Here is a 14,937-nt window from a genome sequence, read left to right on the forward strand (position 1 = left end):
ATGACATCGACCCTGGAGTCCAGGGCGGTCGATTCCCCTTCCGCGTCCACCCGGACGCGGAAGGGGAACGCGGCGCGCCGCCGTCGGACGGTCTTCTACTTCATCGCACCGGCGATGCTCGGGTTCCTGATCTTCTTCGGCTACCCGCTGATCGCCACGGTGTACTACTCGTTCACCCGCTACGACCTGATCAACGCGCCGGAGTTCGTCGGTTTCGACAACTACATCCGGATGTTCACCAGCGAGCCGCTGGTCGGCACCGCCGCGTACAACACGCTGTGGCTGGTGATCGTCCTGACGTTCTGCCGCGTGGTGTTCGCCCTCGGCACGGCGTCGATCATCTCCCGGCTCAAGTCGGGTGTCGGCCTGGTGCGGACGCTCTGCTACCTGCCCTCGCTGGCCCCGCCCGCCGCGGCGACCCTGGCGTTCGTGTTCCTGTTCAACCCGGAATACGGCCCGGTCAACGCGTTCCTGAGCGCGGTCGGTATCGACGGCGGACTGTGGTTCAACGACCCGGCGATGTCGAAGCCCGCGCTGACCCTGCTGGTGATGTGGGGTTCGGGCGAGCTGATGATCATCATCCTGGCGGCGCTGCTCGACGTGCCGCAGGAGCAGTACGAGGCCGCCGAGCTCGACGGCGCCGGTCCGGTCCGCCGGTTCTGGCACGTCACGCTCCCGTCGATCTCGCCGGTGCTGCTGTTCGGCGTCGTCAACTCGATGATCTTCGCGCTGCAGTTCTTCACCCAGGCGATCGTCGCGGGTTCGGCGGCCGCCGGAGCGGCGGACGTCGCGGGCAACACGAGATTCATCGGCGCACCACAGAACTCGACGCTGACCTATCCGGTCTGGCTGTACGTCCAGGGTTTCCGGTACTTCAACATGGGTTACGCGGCGGCGATGGCGGTCCTGCTGTTCATCGTCTCGGCCGGGTTCACCTGGATTCTCGTGCGCCAGCTCCGTAAGTCCCAGCACCAGGAGGAGGGCGGATGACCACACTGGCCGAGCCCCGGCACACCGCCCCGGCGTCCGAACCGCCGAAGGTGCGGGTGCGGCGCCAATGGGACAAGAAGCTCTATTGGATCGCGACGCACAGCCTGGGGATCGCGATGGGCGTGATCTTCATGCTGCCCATCCTGTTCGTCTTCCTCACCGCGGTGATGTCCAGCGACCAGGCGCTTTCGTCGAACTTCTGGCCGAAGGAATGGCACTTCGAGAACTTCATCGAGGTGTTCGAAAAGGCGCCGCTGTTGCAGTACTTCGGCAACAGCATGCTCTATTCGTCGCTGGCCACCCTCGGGGCACTCGTTTCGGCGATCCCGGCGGCGTACGCGCTTTCCAAGCTGAAGTTCCGCGGGCAGAACCTGTTCTTCATGCTCACCGTGGCCGCGATGATGCTGCCCCCGCAGGTCACCGTCGTGCCGCTGTACGACCTGTGGGTGCGGCTCGGGTTCACCGGGACGCTGGTTCCGCTGATCGTGCCGTACTTCTTCTTCGACGCGTTCTCGATCTTCCTGCTGCGTCAGTTCTTCCTCACCATTCCGAAGGACTATCTCGAAGCGGCGAAGATCGACGGCTGCAACGAGTTCCAGACGATGATCAAGGTGCTGATCCCGATGGCGAAGCCGGGGATCGCGGCCACCGCGATGTTCTGCTTCCTGTTCACCTGGAACGACTACTTCGGTCCGCTGCTCTACACCGGTGAGACCCGCGACAGCTGGCCGCTTTCGCTGGCGATCGCGTCGTTCCGCGGGATGCACCACGTGGAATGGAACCTCACCATGGCGGCCACCGCGCTGATCATGCTGCCGGTGATCGTGCTGTTCGTGTTCGCGCAGAAGTCCTTCGTCAAGGGCGTCACATTCACAGGGGTCAAGGGATGAAACTCGCAGTCGTCGGTGGTGGGTCCACTTACACACCCGAGCTGATCGACGGGATCGCCGGACGGCGGTCCACTTTGGACGTCGACGAGATCGTGCTGATCGATCCGGACGCGTACCGGGTGGAAGCGGTCGGGGACTTCAGCAACCGGTTGCTGAGCCACGCCGGGCATCCGGCGCGGGTCCGCACCACCGCCAATCTCGAAGAAGGCGTCGAGGGCGCGTCGGCGGTGCTGATCCAGTTGCGGGTCGGCGGCCAGCGAGCGCGGCGCGGGGACGAGACGTTCCCGCACGCCTGTGGCTGTGTCGGGCAGGAGACCACGGGCGCGGGTGGCCTCGCGAAGGCGCTGCGCACGGTACCGGTGGTGCTCGACATCGCCGACAGGGTAAGGAAAATCGCCGGTGACGACACCTGGATCGTCAACTTCACCAACCCGGTCGGCATCGTCACCCGCGCGCTGCTGAACGAGGGCCACCGCGCCGTCGGGCTGTGCAACGTCGCGATCCACCTCCAGCGCACGTTCGCGCACCTGCTCGGTGCGGGTGTCGACGACGTCAAGCTCGTGCACACCGGGCTCAATCACCTGAGCTGGGAACGGAAGGTGCTCGTCAACGGCGAGGACCGCCTGCCGGAACTCCTGGCGGAGCACGCGGAATTCCTCGGTGAGCACGTCACCGCGCCGGTCGAGTGGATGCGGCGGATGAACGTCGTGCCGTCGTACTACCTGAAGTACTACTACGGGCACGACGAGCAGGTCACCAAGCAGCGCACCGAGCGGCCGCGCGCGGACGTCGTCAGCGACGTCGAGGAGGAACTGCTCAAGGTGTACCTCGACCCGGCGGTGGTGACCAAGCCGGAGCAGCTCGAAAAGCGGGGCGGTGCCTACTATTCCGAGGCGGCGGTGCAGCTCGTGCACGCGCTCACCTCCGGCGGGCCCGCGGAGGAGCACGTCGTCAACGTCCGCAACGAAGGCACTTTCGACTTCCTGCCGGACGACGCCGTCATCGAGGTTCCGTCCCTTGTGGACGGTAATGGCCCTCGCCCGATCCCGCAGCCGCCGGTGGAGCAGCGGTTCGCCGGGCTCATCGCCGGAGTGACCTCGTACGAGCACCTCGCGCTGGAGGCGGCGATCAAGGGCGGCCGTGACCGGGTGGCGGACGCGCTGCTGGCGCATCCGCTGATCGGCCAGTACACCAAGGCCGACCAGCTCGCGGACACGCTGGTGCAGGTCAATCGCCAGTTCCTGCCGTGGGCCGGGGCATGACGGCGGGCTCACGGGACGTCGTCGTCGCGATCGACGGCGGCAACAGCAAGACCGACGTCCTGATCGTCTCGCGCGACGGACGGGTGCTCGGGCAGTCGCGGGGGCCGGGCGCGTCGCCGCAGAACATCGGGGTCGACGGCAGCGTCACCGCGTTGGAGAAGCTGGTCCTGGAGGCCCTTCGCGGGGCAGGGCTTCCCGACGAACGCCCGTTCGCGACGCATACGTCGGCCTATCTCGCGGGGCTGGACTTCCCGGAGGAGGAAGAGGTCCTGCACGCGGCGCTGGCCGCGCGGGGGTGGAGCGACACGCTGATCGTCGGCAACGACACGCTCGCGCTGCTGCGGGCGGGCAGTTCCGACGGGAGCGGCGTAGCGGTGGTGTGCGGGGCCGGGATCAACGGCGCCGGCATCAGCGCCGACGGCCGTGAGCACCGGTTTCCGGCGCTGGGCAAGATCTCCGGCGACTGGGGCGGCGGCTACCGGCTCGGCGAGGAGGCCTTGTGGTGGGCCGTCCGCGCCGAGGACGGCCGGGGTCCCGGGACGGCTTTGCAGGCGGCCGTCGCCGCGCACTTCAAGGCGTCGACCGTGCTGGAAGTGGTGCGGCGCCTGCACTTCGAGGATCTGCACTCCGACGCGATCCACGGCCTGTGCCCGCTGCTGTTCGCCGTCGCGGCGGGCGGTGACGAGGTGGCGCAGGACGTCGTCGGGCGGTTCGTCGAGGAGGTCGCCGTGCTGGTCGCGGTCATCCTGCGGCGGCTGGAACTGACCGAGGAGACGCCCGAGGTCATCCTCGGCGGGGGAGTGCTGACCGGGGTCGGCGCGCAGGTGATCGCGGAGATCGAGCGGCGATGCCTGAAGGTGGCCCCGGGCGCTTCGATCAGCGTCGTCGACGTCGCCCCCGTGGTCGGCGCGGCGTTGTTCGCCCTGGACACCATCGGTGCTCCCGACACCGCCAAGGTCGCTCTCAAGGCTGCGACCAAGCGGGTCTAGGGAGAGCTGAAGGGGCCTTTCACCGCATGCGATGCAGTGAAGGGCCCCTTCGTGGCGTCCGATGCGGGGAAAGTCCCCTTCAGCTCAGGAGGCGGCCGGGACCAGCGGCTCGTCGGTCTCCAGCAGCGACTTGAGGTCGGACAGGATCCAGGCCCAGCCACCACCGGCGTTCTCGCCCGGTCCGGCGTTGACGTCCTCCTGCGAGCCGTTGATCAGCGCGGCCGTCGTCGGCGCGCCGGTGACGTCGTGGGTGACGGTCAGCCGGGTGCCCGCGGTCTTCGTCTCTTCGATCTCGTAGGTGAGCTTGGTGTGCGGCTCCTTGTCGAAGGCCGGGTCCATCCGCAGCTTCCAGGTGATGACCAGCTTGCGCGGTGGGTCGACTTCCAGGACCTCACCGTCGACGAGGTCGTTCTCGAACCCGGCGTCGACGTAGTCCTGCGTGGGGTGGGTGGCGTGCTTGCCACCCGGCCGCAGGTCGTAGTCGACCAGGCCGGTGTACCCGTACTTCTGCGACCACTCGGGCTTCGTGATGGCGTCCCAGATCTTCTCCGGGGTCGCCTTGATGTAGACGCGGTAAACCTGGGTGTCGGTCATGTGGGCTCCTCGGATTCTGGGGTTTCGAGTTCGGCTTTGAGGTCGAGCAACGCGGTCACGGTGCGCTCCGTGAACTTGTCGATCCACCGGTCGTGGATCTGCCGGATCGGGACCGGGTTGAGGAAATGCCGCTTCTCGCGGCCCTCCTTGCGCGTGACGACAAGTCCGGCTTCTTCCAGCAGTTTCAAATGCTTCATCACGCCGAACCGGCTCATGTCCACTTCGGACTCGAGTTCGGTCAGCGTGCTGCCGTCACGCGCGAACAGCTGGTCGAGCAGGAACCGGCGAGTCGGATCCGCCAGGGCCTTGAAAACCAGGTCGTCGTCGGGCACGAGGGAAGAATAGGTGACCAAAAGGTCACGTGTCAACCGGTGGCTTCGCTACAGGAGGGCGCCCAGCGGCAGGATCAGCGCGATCGCGGTCACGGAGATGAGCGTCTCCATGATCGACCAGCTCTTCAAGGTCTGCCCGACCGAAAGCCCGAAGTACTCCTTGACCAGCCAGAACCCGGCGTCGTTGACGTGGGAGAAGAACAGTGAACCGGCGCCGATCGCCAGCACCAGCAGCGCGCTGTGCGACGGGTCCATGGTCGCCGCGAGCGGCGCCACGATGCCGGCGGCGGACACGGTCGCGACCGTCGCGGAGCCGGTGGCGAGCCGGATCGCGACCGCGACCAGCCAGCCGAGCAGCAGCGGCGACAGGTTCGCGCCGGTCGCCAGGCCGGTGATGACGTTGCCGACCCCGGCGTCGACCAGGGTCTGCTTGAACCCGCCGCCCGCGCCGACGATGAGCAGGATGCCCGCGATCGGCGGGAGCGAATCGGCCACCGTGGACGACAGCTTGTCGCGCGTGAAGCCCGCGGATTTGCCCAGCGTGAGCATGCCGACCAGGACCGCGGCGAGCAGCGCCACCAGCGGGTCGCCGATGAAGTCGAGCACGCGGCGGACGTGGTTCTCCTTGTCCAGCAGGATGTCCGCGAGCGCCTTGCCCATCATCAGCACGACCGGCAGCAGCACGGTGGACAGCGTCGCGAGGAAGCCAGGGCGCCGTCCTTCGTCGTTCGACGACTCCGGGACGAGCCGTTCCGGCGCGACGGCGTCCGGGACCATCTTCGCGGCCAGCCTGCCGAACAGCGGTCCGGCGATGATCACCGTCGGGATCGCGACGAGCAGGCCGAAGGCCAGGGTGAGGCCGATGTTCGCGTTCAGCGCGCCCGCGGCGGCGAGCGGCCCTGGGTGCGGCGGGACGAGGCCGTGCAGCACCGAAAGCCCCGCGAGCGCCGGAATGCCCAGCAGCAGCAACGGTTTCCCGGTGCGCTTGGCGACCAGCAGGATCACCGGGATCAGCATGACCAGGCCGATCTCGAAGAACATCGGCAGCCCGATCAGCGCGGCGACCAGCGCCATCGCCCACGGGAGCGTGCGATTGCCCGCGCGGCGCAGGATGGTGTCGACGATCTGGTCCGCGCCGCCGGAGTCGGCGAGCAGTTTGCCGAGCATCGCGCCGAGCGCGATCAGCACGCCGACCGACGCGACGGTGGAGCCGACGCCGGAACTGAAGCTCTTGATCAGCTTGTCCACCGGCATGCCCCCGACGAGCCCGAGCACGCCGGAACCGAGGATGAGGGCCAGGAACGGATGCTGCTTCGCCTTGGTGATCAGGACGACGATCACGGCGATGGCGAGCACCGTCGCGCCGATGAGGCGCGTGTCGTGCCCGGTCCAGGAGGCGGCGAGAGTGGTGGTCATCAGCGGTCCTTGAAGGCGGCGAGGGTGGTGTCGACGATCTCTTCCGGCTTCTTCGCGATGTCGGCGACGAACCCGAACTCGTCCGGCTGCAACGGTTCGAGGTCGGCGAGCTGGGAGTCCAAAAGGGACACCGGCATGAAGTGGCCGGAGCGCGTCTTCATCCGGTCGGCGAGCAGGGCGCGGTCGCCGTGCAGATGCAGGAACCAGACGTCGCCGCCGCTGCGCAGGACGTCGCGGTAGCGGTACTTGAGCGCGGAGGAGGTGACGACACCGCCCGAGTCCTGGTGGTCCCGGATCCAGCCGGCGATGGCCTCGAGCCACGGCTGCCGGTCTTCGTCGTTCAGCGGGTGGCCGGAGCTCATCTTGTCGATGTTCGCCTGAGGATGGAACGTGTCCGCTTCGGCGTAGTCGACGCCGAGCCGGGCGGCCAGTTCGGTGCCCACCGTCGTCTTGCCCGAGCCGGAAACACCCATCACCACGATGACGGTCATCCGTACCTCCCACGTCGTTGTAGCCGGGACGAGTACAGCTCAAAAGTACTACTTAAGCAACATCAAGTACTACTTAATCGAATCAGAACGTTAAGGTCGCCTGGTGGGCAATGACAGGCATGCCGAAATGCTCGACGCACTCGGCTCCGCGATCGCGAACGGGCAACTGCCACCGGGTTCCGTGCTGCGCTCGGAGGAGCTCCAAGAGCGGTTCGGCGCGTCGCGCACGGTGGCGCGCGAGGTGGTGCGCGTCCTCGAAACGATGTGCCTGACCAGCAGCAAACGCCGGGTCGGGATGACCGTGCGCGAGCCGCGTGACTGGAACCATTACGACCCGAGACTGCTCCGCTGGCAACTCGACGGATCCGAGCGGAAGACCGCGCTGCGCACGCTGACCGAGTTGCGCTCCGGCGTCGAACCGTGTGCGGCCCGGTTCGCGGCGCTGCGCGCGACGCCCGAAGAAGGCGGCCGTCTCCGGGCTTTGGCGAAGCGGCTGGAAGAGACGGCGCACCAGCGTGATCTCGCGACCTTTCTCGGGCACGACGTCGCTTTCCATGATCTTCTGCTGACCGCGTCGCGGAATCCGATGTTCGCGCAGCTTTCCGCCGTCGTCGCCGAAGTGCTCGCCGGGCGCACGGGGCACGGGCTGATGCCCGAGGAACCGCAGCCCGAGGCCGTCGCGCTGCACGTCGAGGTCGCGGCCGCGGTCGACGCCGGTGACCCTGACCGGGCCGAACGCGCGATGCGGGACATCGTCATCCAGGCGCGTGACGAGATGGCCGCCCTTCTGGACGGATGATGTTCGAGTAACCTCTGCAGGTCTTCGAGGGAACTGCATGCGGGGGGCGACGGTGAGCGCGGCGCGCGCGATCGGCTTGGTGTTGGGGGTGGCCGCGGACGGGGCGATCGGGGATCCCCGGTCACGGCCTCCGGTGACGGCGTTCGCCAGGGCGGCTTCGGCGGTGGACGCGAAGGTCCGGTCGAAGCATCCAGCGGCCGGTCTGTTGTGGACCGGCGGTCTCGCGGGTTCCGCCGTGCTGGCGGGCGTCCTCGCCGAACGCGCCGGACGGCGCAGTCCCGTCCTTCAGGCGACCACGACCGCGGTGACCACCTGGGCCGTGCTCGGCGCCGCCGGTCTGGCCGCGCACGGTACTTCGCTGGCGCGGGATCTCGAAGAAGGCGACCTCGAGACCGCGCGCGGCACACTGTCCACACTGGACCCCCGCGTCGCCGACGACCTCGGCGTCATCGGCCTTTCGCGCGCCTCGGTGGAGACGCTCGCCGAGAACACCGCGGACGTCGTCATCGCGCCGCTGGTGTGGGGAGCCCTGGCGGGCGCGCCCGGCCTGCTCGGCTCGCGCGCGATCAGCCTGCTGCGCGGCCTCGGCCGGGGACGCTCGGAGCGGTACCGCTGGTTCGTCGCGCGGCTGGACGAAATCGTCCATCTCGTGCCGACGCGGGTCGCGGCCGGGCTGACCGTGCTCGCCGCACCGGTCGTCGGTGGTTCGGCGGGCGGCGCGTGGCGGGCGTGGCGGCGGGACACGACCGCGCACCCGAGCCCGAACGCGGGCCGCGTCGAGGCCGCGTTCGCCGGGGCGCTGGAGATCCGGGTCGGCGGGCGGACGGTGTACCCGCACGGGGTCGAGGAACTGCCGGTGCTCGGCATCGGCCGGAACCCGGACGCCGGTCACGTGACGCGGGCCGTGGAGCTTTCGCGGGTGGTCGGCTGGCTGGGCGCGATCAGCTCGGTGGTGCTGGCCGTCCTGGTCGGGCTGCGGCGACGGCGCTGACCTGGCTGCGGGAGCAAGGGACCTTTGCTCTCGCCGGGGGCTCTGACCTGCGGAAAGAGAGCAGGGGACCTTTGCTATCGCGTGGGCTGTGTGGCACTCGGTGACTGTGTGGATTTTGGGACATCTGACGCCCCAAAATCCACACAGTCACCGCAGGGGAGCAGGGGGCCTTCACGTACTTGGGGAAGGTGCGAAGGAGTCCTTTACGGACACCGCGGTCCCGAAGCATCACTCACGAGCGCGAGCTCCCCGCCGCGCCAGCTGCGCCCGCGCCCGAGCGTCCATCGGGCCGTCGCGCCGCTCGAGCTCCGCGTCGATCCGCGACCGGTCGGCCGGCTGCTTGTTCCCGCCGAACTTGAACTTCGCCCGCACCCCGGTCACGGTCAGCTCGACGCCGCGGATCCCCGGCAGCAGCCGTTTGTCCGGCGCCTCGGTGGCGCTCACGCCCAACCGGCCCGAACCGGGCTCGAAGTGCGCGAGCTGCCGGTCCAGGAGCGCGGCCTTCTCCTCGGCGTCGTCGACCAGCCGGACGTCGCATTCGAGCTGCACCGACGCGAAATACGACGTCGGGACGCCGCGCGGCGGGTCGGCGGGAGTGTTCCAGGCGGATCGGATGTAGGTGTGGTCGTCGGTCACCGAGAGCAGCGCCCGCGGATGTTCCTCCAGCAGCGGCCAGACCGGGTTGGGGCGCGCGAGGTGCAGCAGGACCGTCCGGTCGCCGTCGTAGACGAAGTGCACCGGGTTGACGACCGGCAGGTCACGGCCCGCGCCACCGGCGATCAGCTGGCCGAAGTCGTGTACGGAGAGCCAGGCCTGCCATTCGGCGTCGTCGTGGGCGGCGTCCCACGGGTGAATCAGCATGATCGAGTATGAGCACGCGGATATGGACCCATAAAAGGTCCAGTTTCTCGTCGGATCAGGTAGCCACTTCGGAACGTTCGTCCTCGGCCAGCATCTCCGCGACGCTCTTGCGCCGCTGCGGCCGCTCCGTCGTCAGTGCGCCGCCCGGCTTCAGCTCGCGGACGGTGAAGTACAGCCAGCCCATCAGCGCCATGGCCCCGAACGCGATCCACTGGAGCGCGTAGGAGAAGAACGGTCCCGCGTCGGTCTGCGGCAGCGGCAGCGCGCCCAGCACGCCGGGCTGCTCGACGTCGAGCTGGAAGTAGCCGGGCCGGATGTCCAGCTTCGCGGCCCGCGCGACGACCTGGGAATCGACGACGTAGCTCTGCAGCTGGCCGCCTGTCGACTCGTCGGCGAAGGCGTCGCGGTTCTTCCCGTCCCGCTCGTCGTGACGTGCCCGCGTGACGATGTCGACCGTCCCCGCGGGAGGCGCGGCGAAGGGGAGGGCCCGCGACTTGTCGTCGAGCCGGACGTACCCGCGGTCCACCAGCACGACCGTGCCTTCGACGGTCCGGAACGGCGTCAGCACCTCGTAGGCCGCTTCGCCCTGGACGGAGCGCAGACGGGCCACGACCTCGCCCTCGGGCAGGTACGTGCCCTTCAACGCGACCAGGTGCCACTCGGTGCGCTGGTCAGGGGCCGCTCCGCCGGGAAGCAGCTGGTCCAGCGACCGCGGCTGACCGGCGAACGACTCCCGCAGCGCCGCGTTCTGGTGTTCGCGCTCGCTGTCGCGGGAGAACTGCCACGGCGCCAGCAGGGTGAAGCAGCACACGGCGAAGGTGAACACCACCAACGTCAAGGCCAGCCACCCGGGCTTCAGCAGGAACTTCAACCGCACCCCACCACGGTAAGCGGTCCGCCTCAGGCGTGTGCGCGCACCCAGTCGAGCAGGCCGGGAACGGACCGCTCGATCATGCCGAGGACGTCCTCGAAACCGTCGTCCTCGCCGTAGTAAGGGTCGGGCACCTCGGCGCCTTCGGGCGCGGAGGGGTCGAAGGCGCGCAGCAGCCGGACCTTGGACGGGTCCGACACCTTGCGCCGGAGAAAGGACAGATGACTGTCGTCCGCCGCGAGCAGCAGGTCGGCGGCCAGATGCCCGCGGTCGACCTCGGCCGCGACGTGGCCGGTCGGGTAACCGTGTTCGGCCAGCTTCGCGCGGGCCCGCTTGTCGGCGGCCTCGCCGACGTGCCAGCCGCCGGTACCCGCGCTGGACACCTGGACGAGGTGATCGAGACCGGCCTCCTCGACCTTCGCGCGGAAGACGAGCTCGGCCATCGGCGAGCGGCAGATGTTGCCGGAACAGACGAAGACGATGTGCAGCACCCGATCAGTGTGAAGGCCGCCGGAGATCGACCGTTCACCGGCTCCGAACGGCTACCGGGCGCGCGAAGCTGGCAAGCCGGGACGAAGCGGGAGTAGACCTCCTGGAGAGAAACACGCAGGAAGGTCGCGTATGAGCGCACCAACACCCATCGTCGAGTCCCCGGCAACCGGGCTCCGCTGGTATCGCATCACCGTCACGCATCCGCACCCCTACGAGGTCGGGCGGATCCTGTCGGAGCACCACTTCGTCCAGGCGAGATCGCCGAAAGAGGCGATGACCAGGATGCCGTTGCACCTCCGGTCGAGCGCGTCCGTCGCGCCGTACCAGGTCGACCACGCCGACGTCCCCGATCACTCGACGAAGGCCTACCGGGCGATGCTGTGGACGGGCCGCGTCATGCGCGCGGCCGGCCGCTGGGCGATCAACAAGGACGCGAAGGCGCTGGACTGACCCGGGCGCGACAGCAAAGGTCCCTTGCTTCGCCGCGAGCCCCCGAGCCCTCCGGACCCCGGCGACAGCAAAGGTCCCTTGCTCTCTTTCCGCAGGTCAGCGACCCAGGTGAGAGCAAAGGTCCCTTGCTCCCGCTCCGCGGTCAGGGCTGAGCGCAGGCCGACCGGACGGCTTCCCCGAGCGCGCCCGCGTGCAGCCGGTCCAGGTCTCGCCGCGCGTCGACCAGCCGCACCGTGACCGCCAGCCGCGCGTCGCACGACGGCCGCGCACGCGCGGATCGGGTCGCGGCGAGTTCGGCGAGCAGGCCCGCGTTGAGCCGGTCGATCACCGGCCGGACCTCGGTCGCGAGATCGGGTCGTCCGGGCGGCCGCGAGCCGGGGTGCTCGGTCCATCGCGCGTACAGGCCGCGCTGCACGACCTTGTTCGCCTCGATCTGGTCGCGGAAGAACCGCACCACACCGTCCGCGTCGAGACCGAGACCGGGCGCCTTCGCCGCCACCGAGTCGAGGATCTGCTGTTCGCGCACCGGGTCGTCGATCGGCGACGGCGTGCCGAACTTCGCGGCCGCGACCTTGTCGGCGATCTGCACGCGCTGAGCGGCCAGATCGGTCAGCGTCCAGAGACCCGAGGACGCCGATGCCGGCGCGGGCACCGTCAGCAGTCCGGCCACGAGCAGCGCGCAGAGCACCCGAAGTCGCATGCCCGGAAACGCTACATGCGAAAATCCCCGGGTGCCCGCGCTAGCCGAAGTCATCGCCGCCCTGGAACAGGCGTACCCGCCCGAACTCGCCGAATCGTGGGACGCCGTCGGACTCGTCTGCGGCGACCCGGCCGAGAACGTGGACAAGGTCCTGTTCTGCGTCGACCCGGTCGACGAGACCGTCGACGAGGCGATCGCCGACGGCGCGCAGCTGATCGTCGCGCACCATCCGCTGTTGCTGCGCGGCGTCCACGGCGTCCCGGCCGACAGCACCAAGGGCCGTCTCGTGCATCGCCTGATCCGCGCGGGCGTCGCCCTCTACTGCGCGCACACCAACGCCGATTCCGCGTCGCCCGGCGTCTCCGACGCGCTCGCCGACGCCATCGGCCTGACCGTCCTCGGCCCGCTCGACCCCCGCGATGACGGCGTCACCGGCATCGGCCGCATTGGCGAACTGCCCGCGTCCGAACCGTTCTCCGTCTTCGTCGAACGCGTCGCGAATGCCTTGCCCCGCACGGAACCCGGCGTCTACGGCGCGGGCGATCCGACCCGCCCGATCCGCCGCGTCGCCGTTTCCGGAGGTTCCGGCGACAGCTATCTCAAGCGGGCCACCGCCGCCGGGGTCGACGCGTACGTCACCGCCGATCTCCGGCATCATCCCGCCGGCGAACACCTCGCCGAGATCGCCGAAGTCCCCGCCCTGGTCGGCGTCACACACTGGGCGAGCGAATGGCCGTGGTGCGAGCAAGCCTCGGCCGTCGTCCGCGCCGCGTTTGCGGGTAACGTCGACGTTCACGTCTCCACGCGGTGCACCGACCCGTGGACGCTACGGGCCACCCGAACCGAGCACTAAGAATCACAAGGAGCACCGTGAAGGCCGACCCCGCCGTCCAGCGCCAGCTGCTCGAACTCGCGAAGGTGGACGCCGAACTTTCGCGTACCGCCCACCGCCGCCGCACCCTGCCGGAGATCGCCGAGATCGACGCGGGCGAGAAGACGGTCCGCGATCGACGTGACGCACTGGTCTCGGTCCAGACCGCGGCGTCCGACCTCGACCGTGAGATCGCCCGCCAGGAGAAGGAGATCGAGTCGGTGCGCGCCCGTGGCGACCGCGACCGCAAGCTCCTCGAATCCGGTTCCGTCGCGGCGAAGCAGATGACCGACATCGAGCACGAGCTGAACAGCCTCAACCGGCGTCAGTCCGCGCTCGAGGACGACCTGCTCGAATTGATGGAACGCCGCGAGGCGCTCGACCTCGACGCCCAGCGCACCAGCGCCGAGGTCGCGAAGGCCGAGAACGAGGTCGCCGAGGCCGTTCGCCGCCGCGACGAGAACTTCACCGACTTCGACACCACGAAGGCGCGCCGCGACGAAGATCGCGCCAAGCTCCTGCCGCGTTTCCCGGAAGACCTCCTGAAGCTCTACGAGCGCGTCCGGGCGCACAAGGGCATCGGCGCGTCGCTGCTGCGGGCCCGCCGTTGCGGCGCCTGCCAGCTCGACATCGACCGCCGCGAGATCGCCGAGATCAAGGCCGCTCCCGAGGACAACGTCATCCAGTGCGAGAACTGCGGCGCCATCCTGGTGCGCACGCTGGAGTCCGGCCTGTGACCGACCACGTGCTGATCGAGGCCGACGGCGGGTCGCGGGGCAACCCCGGGCCCGCCGGCTACGGCGCGGTCGTCAAGGACGCGGTCACCGGTGAGGTGCTCGCCGAACGCAAGGCCTACGTCGGCATCGCGACCAACAACGTCGCCGAGTACTCCGGCCTGATCGCCGGTCTCGCCGCGGCCGCCGAGCTCGGAGCGTCCACAGTGGACGTCCGGATGGACTCGAAGCTCGTGGTGGAACAGATGTCCGGGCGCTGGAAGGTCAAGCACCCGTCGATGCAGCCGCTGAACGCCGAAGCCAAGGCGCTGGCGGCGCGCTTTTCCCGCGTGCGTTACGAGTGGATCCCGCGCGCGGAGAACTCCCACGCGGACGGGCTCGCGAACGAGGCGATGGACGCCGGGACCGAGAAGAAGTCAGAAGCGCCGAAGACCGTGAAGCAGGACAGGATCAGCCCGGTCGGCTGGACTGGCGCCACCGGCACGCCGACCAAACTGCTCCTCGTGCGGCACGGCCAGACGGCGATGTCGGTCGACAAGCGCTATTCCGGCCGCGGCGACGTGCCGCTCACCGACCACGGCAAGCAGCAGGCGGCCGCCGCCGCGAAACGCCTCGGCTCGATGGAGGGTCTGGTCGTCGACGGCGAGGTCGCGCCGATCATCGCCTCACCGCTGATCCGCACCCAGCAGACCGCGCAGGCGATCGCGGACGCGCTCGGCGGCCGGGTCGAGACCCACCCCGGGCTGATCGAGACCGACTTCGGCGACTGGGAGGGCCTCACCTTCAAAGAGGCCATGGACCGCGACCCGGAATTCCAGACCGACTGGCTTTCGGACACCTCCATCGCGGCGCCGGGCGGCGAGAGCTTCGACGGCGTCCATCGCCGTGTCCGCAAGGCCCGCGACGAACTGATCGCGCAGTACGGCGGGCGGACGCTCGTGCTGGTCAGCCATGTCACGCCGATCAAGTCGCTGCTGCGGATGGGCCTGGACGCCGGGCCGTCGCTGCTGTTCCGCCTGCACCTGGACCTGGCCTCGCTGTCGATCGTCGAGTTCTATCCGGACGGCAACGCCTCGGTCCGGTTGGTGAACGACATCTCGCATCTGTCCTGACCCGATGAATGTGGCGCGGATCACGCCTGGATATGACGTGTCGCGGGCGACCGATGGGGTATTGGCTACAGTTTCGGCGACGGGGCACGTGA

18 protein-coding genes are annotated in these 14,937 nt (G+C 69.0%); 10 read left to right on the forward strand and 8 right to left on the reverse strand.

Annotation, left to right across the window (positions count from 1 at the left end):
• The 4 genes from BKN51_RS40350 to BKN51_RS40365 are packed head-to-tail and all read left to right on the forward strand — an operon-like array spanning position 1 to position 4,131.
• Positions 1-990, forward strand: a complete 990-nt coding sequence (locus BKN51_RS40350; protein ID WP_168214504.1) for a carbohydrate ABC transporter permease — start codon at positions 1-3, stop codon at positions 988-990.
• Positions 987-1,880 (forward strand): carbohydrate ABC transporter permease, encoded by an 894-nt coding sequence (locus tag BKN51_RS40355; RefSeq protein ID WP_101612561.1) that lies wholly within the window; start codon positions 987-989, stop codon positions 1,878-1,880. The genes BKN51_RS40350 and BKN51_RS40355 overlap by 4 nt, the downstream gene beginning before the upstream one ends.
• Entirely contained in the window at positions 1,877-3,142 is a 1,266-nt protein-coding gene (locus BKN51_RS40360) for a 6-phospho-beta-glucosidase (protein WP_101612562.1), read from the forward strand. Before BKN51_RS40355 ends, BKN51_RS40360 begins: the two co-directional genes overlap by 4 nt.
• On the forward strand, positions 3,127-4,131 hold the full coding sequence (locus BKN51_RS40365; protein WP_168214505.1) for an N-acetylglucosamine kinase: 1,005 nt from the start codon (positions 3,127-3,129) through the stop codon (positions 4,129-4,131). Before BKN51_RS40360 ends, BKN51_RS40365 begins: the two co-directional genes overlap by 16 nt.
• A gap of 84 nt (positions 4,132-4,215) precedes the next feature.
• Here the strand turns inward: BKN51_RS40365 and BKN51_RS40370 are convergent, their stop codons facing one another.
• Genes BKN51_RS40370 through BKN51_RS40385 form a run of 4 tightly spaced genes read right to left on the reverse strand, consistent with a single transcriptional unit; the run spans position 4,216 to position 6,964 of the window.
• Entirely contained in the window at positions 4,216-4,725 is a 510-nt protein-coding gene (locus BKN51_RS40370) for an SRPBCC family protein (protein ID WP_101612563.1), read from the reverse strand.
• Positions 4,722-5,057 (reverse strand): ArsR/SmtB family transcription factor, encoded by a 336-nt coding sequence (locus BKN51_RS40375; protein ID WP_101613754.1) that lies wholly within the window; start codon positions 5,055-5,057, stop codon positions 4,722-4,724. Before BKN51_RS40375 ends, BKN51_RS40370 begins: the two co-directional genes overlap by 4 nt.
• Before the next feature lie 48 nt (positions 5,058-5,105).
• Entirely contained in the window at positions 5,106-6,473 is a 1,368-nt protein-coding gene (locus BKN51_RS40380) for a GntT/GntP/DsdX family permease (protein ID WP_101612564.1), read from the reverse strand.
• On the reverse strand, positions 6,473-6,964 hold the full coding sequence (locus tag BKN51_RS40385) for a gluconokinase (RefSeq protein WP_101612565.1): 492 nt from the start codon (positions 6,962-6,964) through the stop codon (positions 6,473-6,475). Before BKN51_RS40385 ends, BKN51_RS40380 begins: the two co-directional genes overlap by 1 nt.
• Positions 6,965-7,091: 127 nt before the next feature.
• Between BKN51_RS40385 and BKN51_RS40390 the strand changes: the two genes are divergently transcribed.
• Together BKN51_RS40390 and BKN51_RS40395 are read left to right on the forward strand one after the other, a co-directional pair.
• Complete coding sequence (locus BKN51_RS40390) at positions 7,092-7,763, forward strand: FadR/GntR family transcriptional regulator (protein ID WP_101612566.1); 672 nt, start codon at positions 7,092-7,094, stop codon at positions 7,761-7,763.
• Positions 7,764-7,800: 37 nt separating this feature from the next.
• Positions 7,801-8,754, forward strand: coding sequence for a cobalamin biosynthesis protein CobD/CbiB (locus BKN51_RS40395; protein WP_174720514.1), 954 nt, complete (start codon positions 7,801-7,803; stop codon positions 8,752-8,754).
• Positions 8,755-8,982: 228 nt separating this feature from the next.
• On the opposite strand, the gene BKN51_RS40400 is transcribed toward BKN51_RS40395, so the two are convergent.
• The 3 genes from BKN51_RS40400 to BKN51_RS40410 are packed head-to-tail and all read right to left on the reverse strand — an operon-like array spanning position 8,983 to position 10,977.
• Positions 8,983-9,615 carry an FMN-binding negative transcriptional regulator gene (locus BKN51_RS40400; RefSeq protein ID WP_101612567.1) on the reverse strand — a complete coding sequence of 211 codons (633 nt, stop codon included), beginning with the start codon at positions 9,613-9,615 and terminating at the stop codon, positions 8,983-8,985.
• Positions 9,616-9,670: 55 nt separating this feature from the next.
• Positions 9,671-10,492, reverse strand: a complete 822-nt coding sequence (locus BKN51_RS40405; RefSeq protein ID WP_101612568.1) for an SURF1 family cytochrome oxidase biogenesis protein — start codon at positions 10,490-10,492, stop codon at positions 9,671-9,673.
• A 23-nt stretch (positions 10,493-10,515) separates the two neighbouring features.
• The gene (locus BKN51_RS40410) at positions 10,516-10,977 is read right to left on the reverse strand and encodes a low molecular weight protein-tyrosine-phosphatase (RefSeq protein WP_101612569.1); all 462 of its coding nucleotides are present in this window, start codon (positions 10,975-10,977) and stop codon (positions 10,516-10,518) included.
• 130 nt (positions 10,978-11,107) lie between these two features.
• Between BKN51_RS40410 and BKN51_RS40415 the strand changes: the two genes are divergently transcribed.
• Positions 11,108-11,428 (forward strand): hypothetical protein, encoded by a 321-nt coding sequence (locus tag BKN51_RS40415; RefSeq protein WP_101612570.1) that lies wholly within the window; start codon positions 11,108-11,110, stop codon positions 11,426-11,428.
• Positions 11,429-11,570: 142 nt separating this feature from the next.
• Here the strand turns inward: BKN51_RS40415 and BKN51_RS40420 are convergent, their stop codons facing one another.
• Positions 11,571-12,128 carry a chorismate mutase gene (locus BKN51_RS40420; RefSeq protein WP_101612571.1) on the reverse strand — a complete coding sequence of 186 codons (558 nt, stop codon included), beginning with the start codon at positions 12,126-12,128 and terminating at the stop codon, positions 11,571-11,573.
• Positions 12,129-12,159: 31 nt separating this feature from the next.
• Between BKN51_RS40420 and BKN51_RS40425 the strand changes: the two genes are divergently transcribed.
• From BKN51_RS40425 to BKN51_RS40435, 3 genes are read left to right on the forward strand one after another with little or no spacing between them, the layout of a single operon-like run.
• Positions 12,160-12,981, forward strand: coding sequence for a Nif3-like dinuclear metal center hexameric protein (locus BKN51_RS40425; protein WP_101612572.1), 822 nt, complete (start codon positions 12,160-12,162; stop codon positions 12,979-12,981).
• Positions 12,982-12,998: 17 nt separating this feature from the next.
• Entirely contained in the window at positions 12,999-13,736 is a 738-nt protein-coding gene (locus tag BKN51_RS40430; protein ID WP_101612573.1) for a zinc ribbon domain-containing protein, read from the forward strand.
• The gene (locus BKN51_RS40435) at positions 13,733-14,845 is read left to right on the forward strand and encodes a bifunctional RNase H/acid phosphatase (protein WP_174720515.1); all 1,113 of its coding nucleotides are present in this window, start codon (positions 13,733-13,735) and stop codon (positions 14,843-14,845) included. Before BKN51_RS40430 ends, BKN51_RS40435 begins: the two co-directional genes overlap by 4 nt.
• Positions 14,846-14,937: the final 92 nt, after the last annotated feature.

Source organism: Amycolatopsis sp. BJA-103 (genome assembly GCF_002849735.1).
Classification (GTDB): Bacteria; Actinomycetota; Actinomycetes; order Mycobacteriales; family Pseudonocardiaceae; genus Amycolatopsis.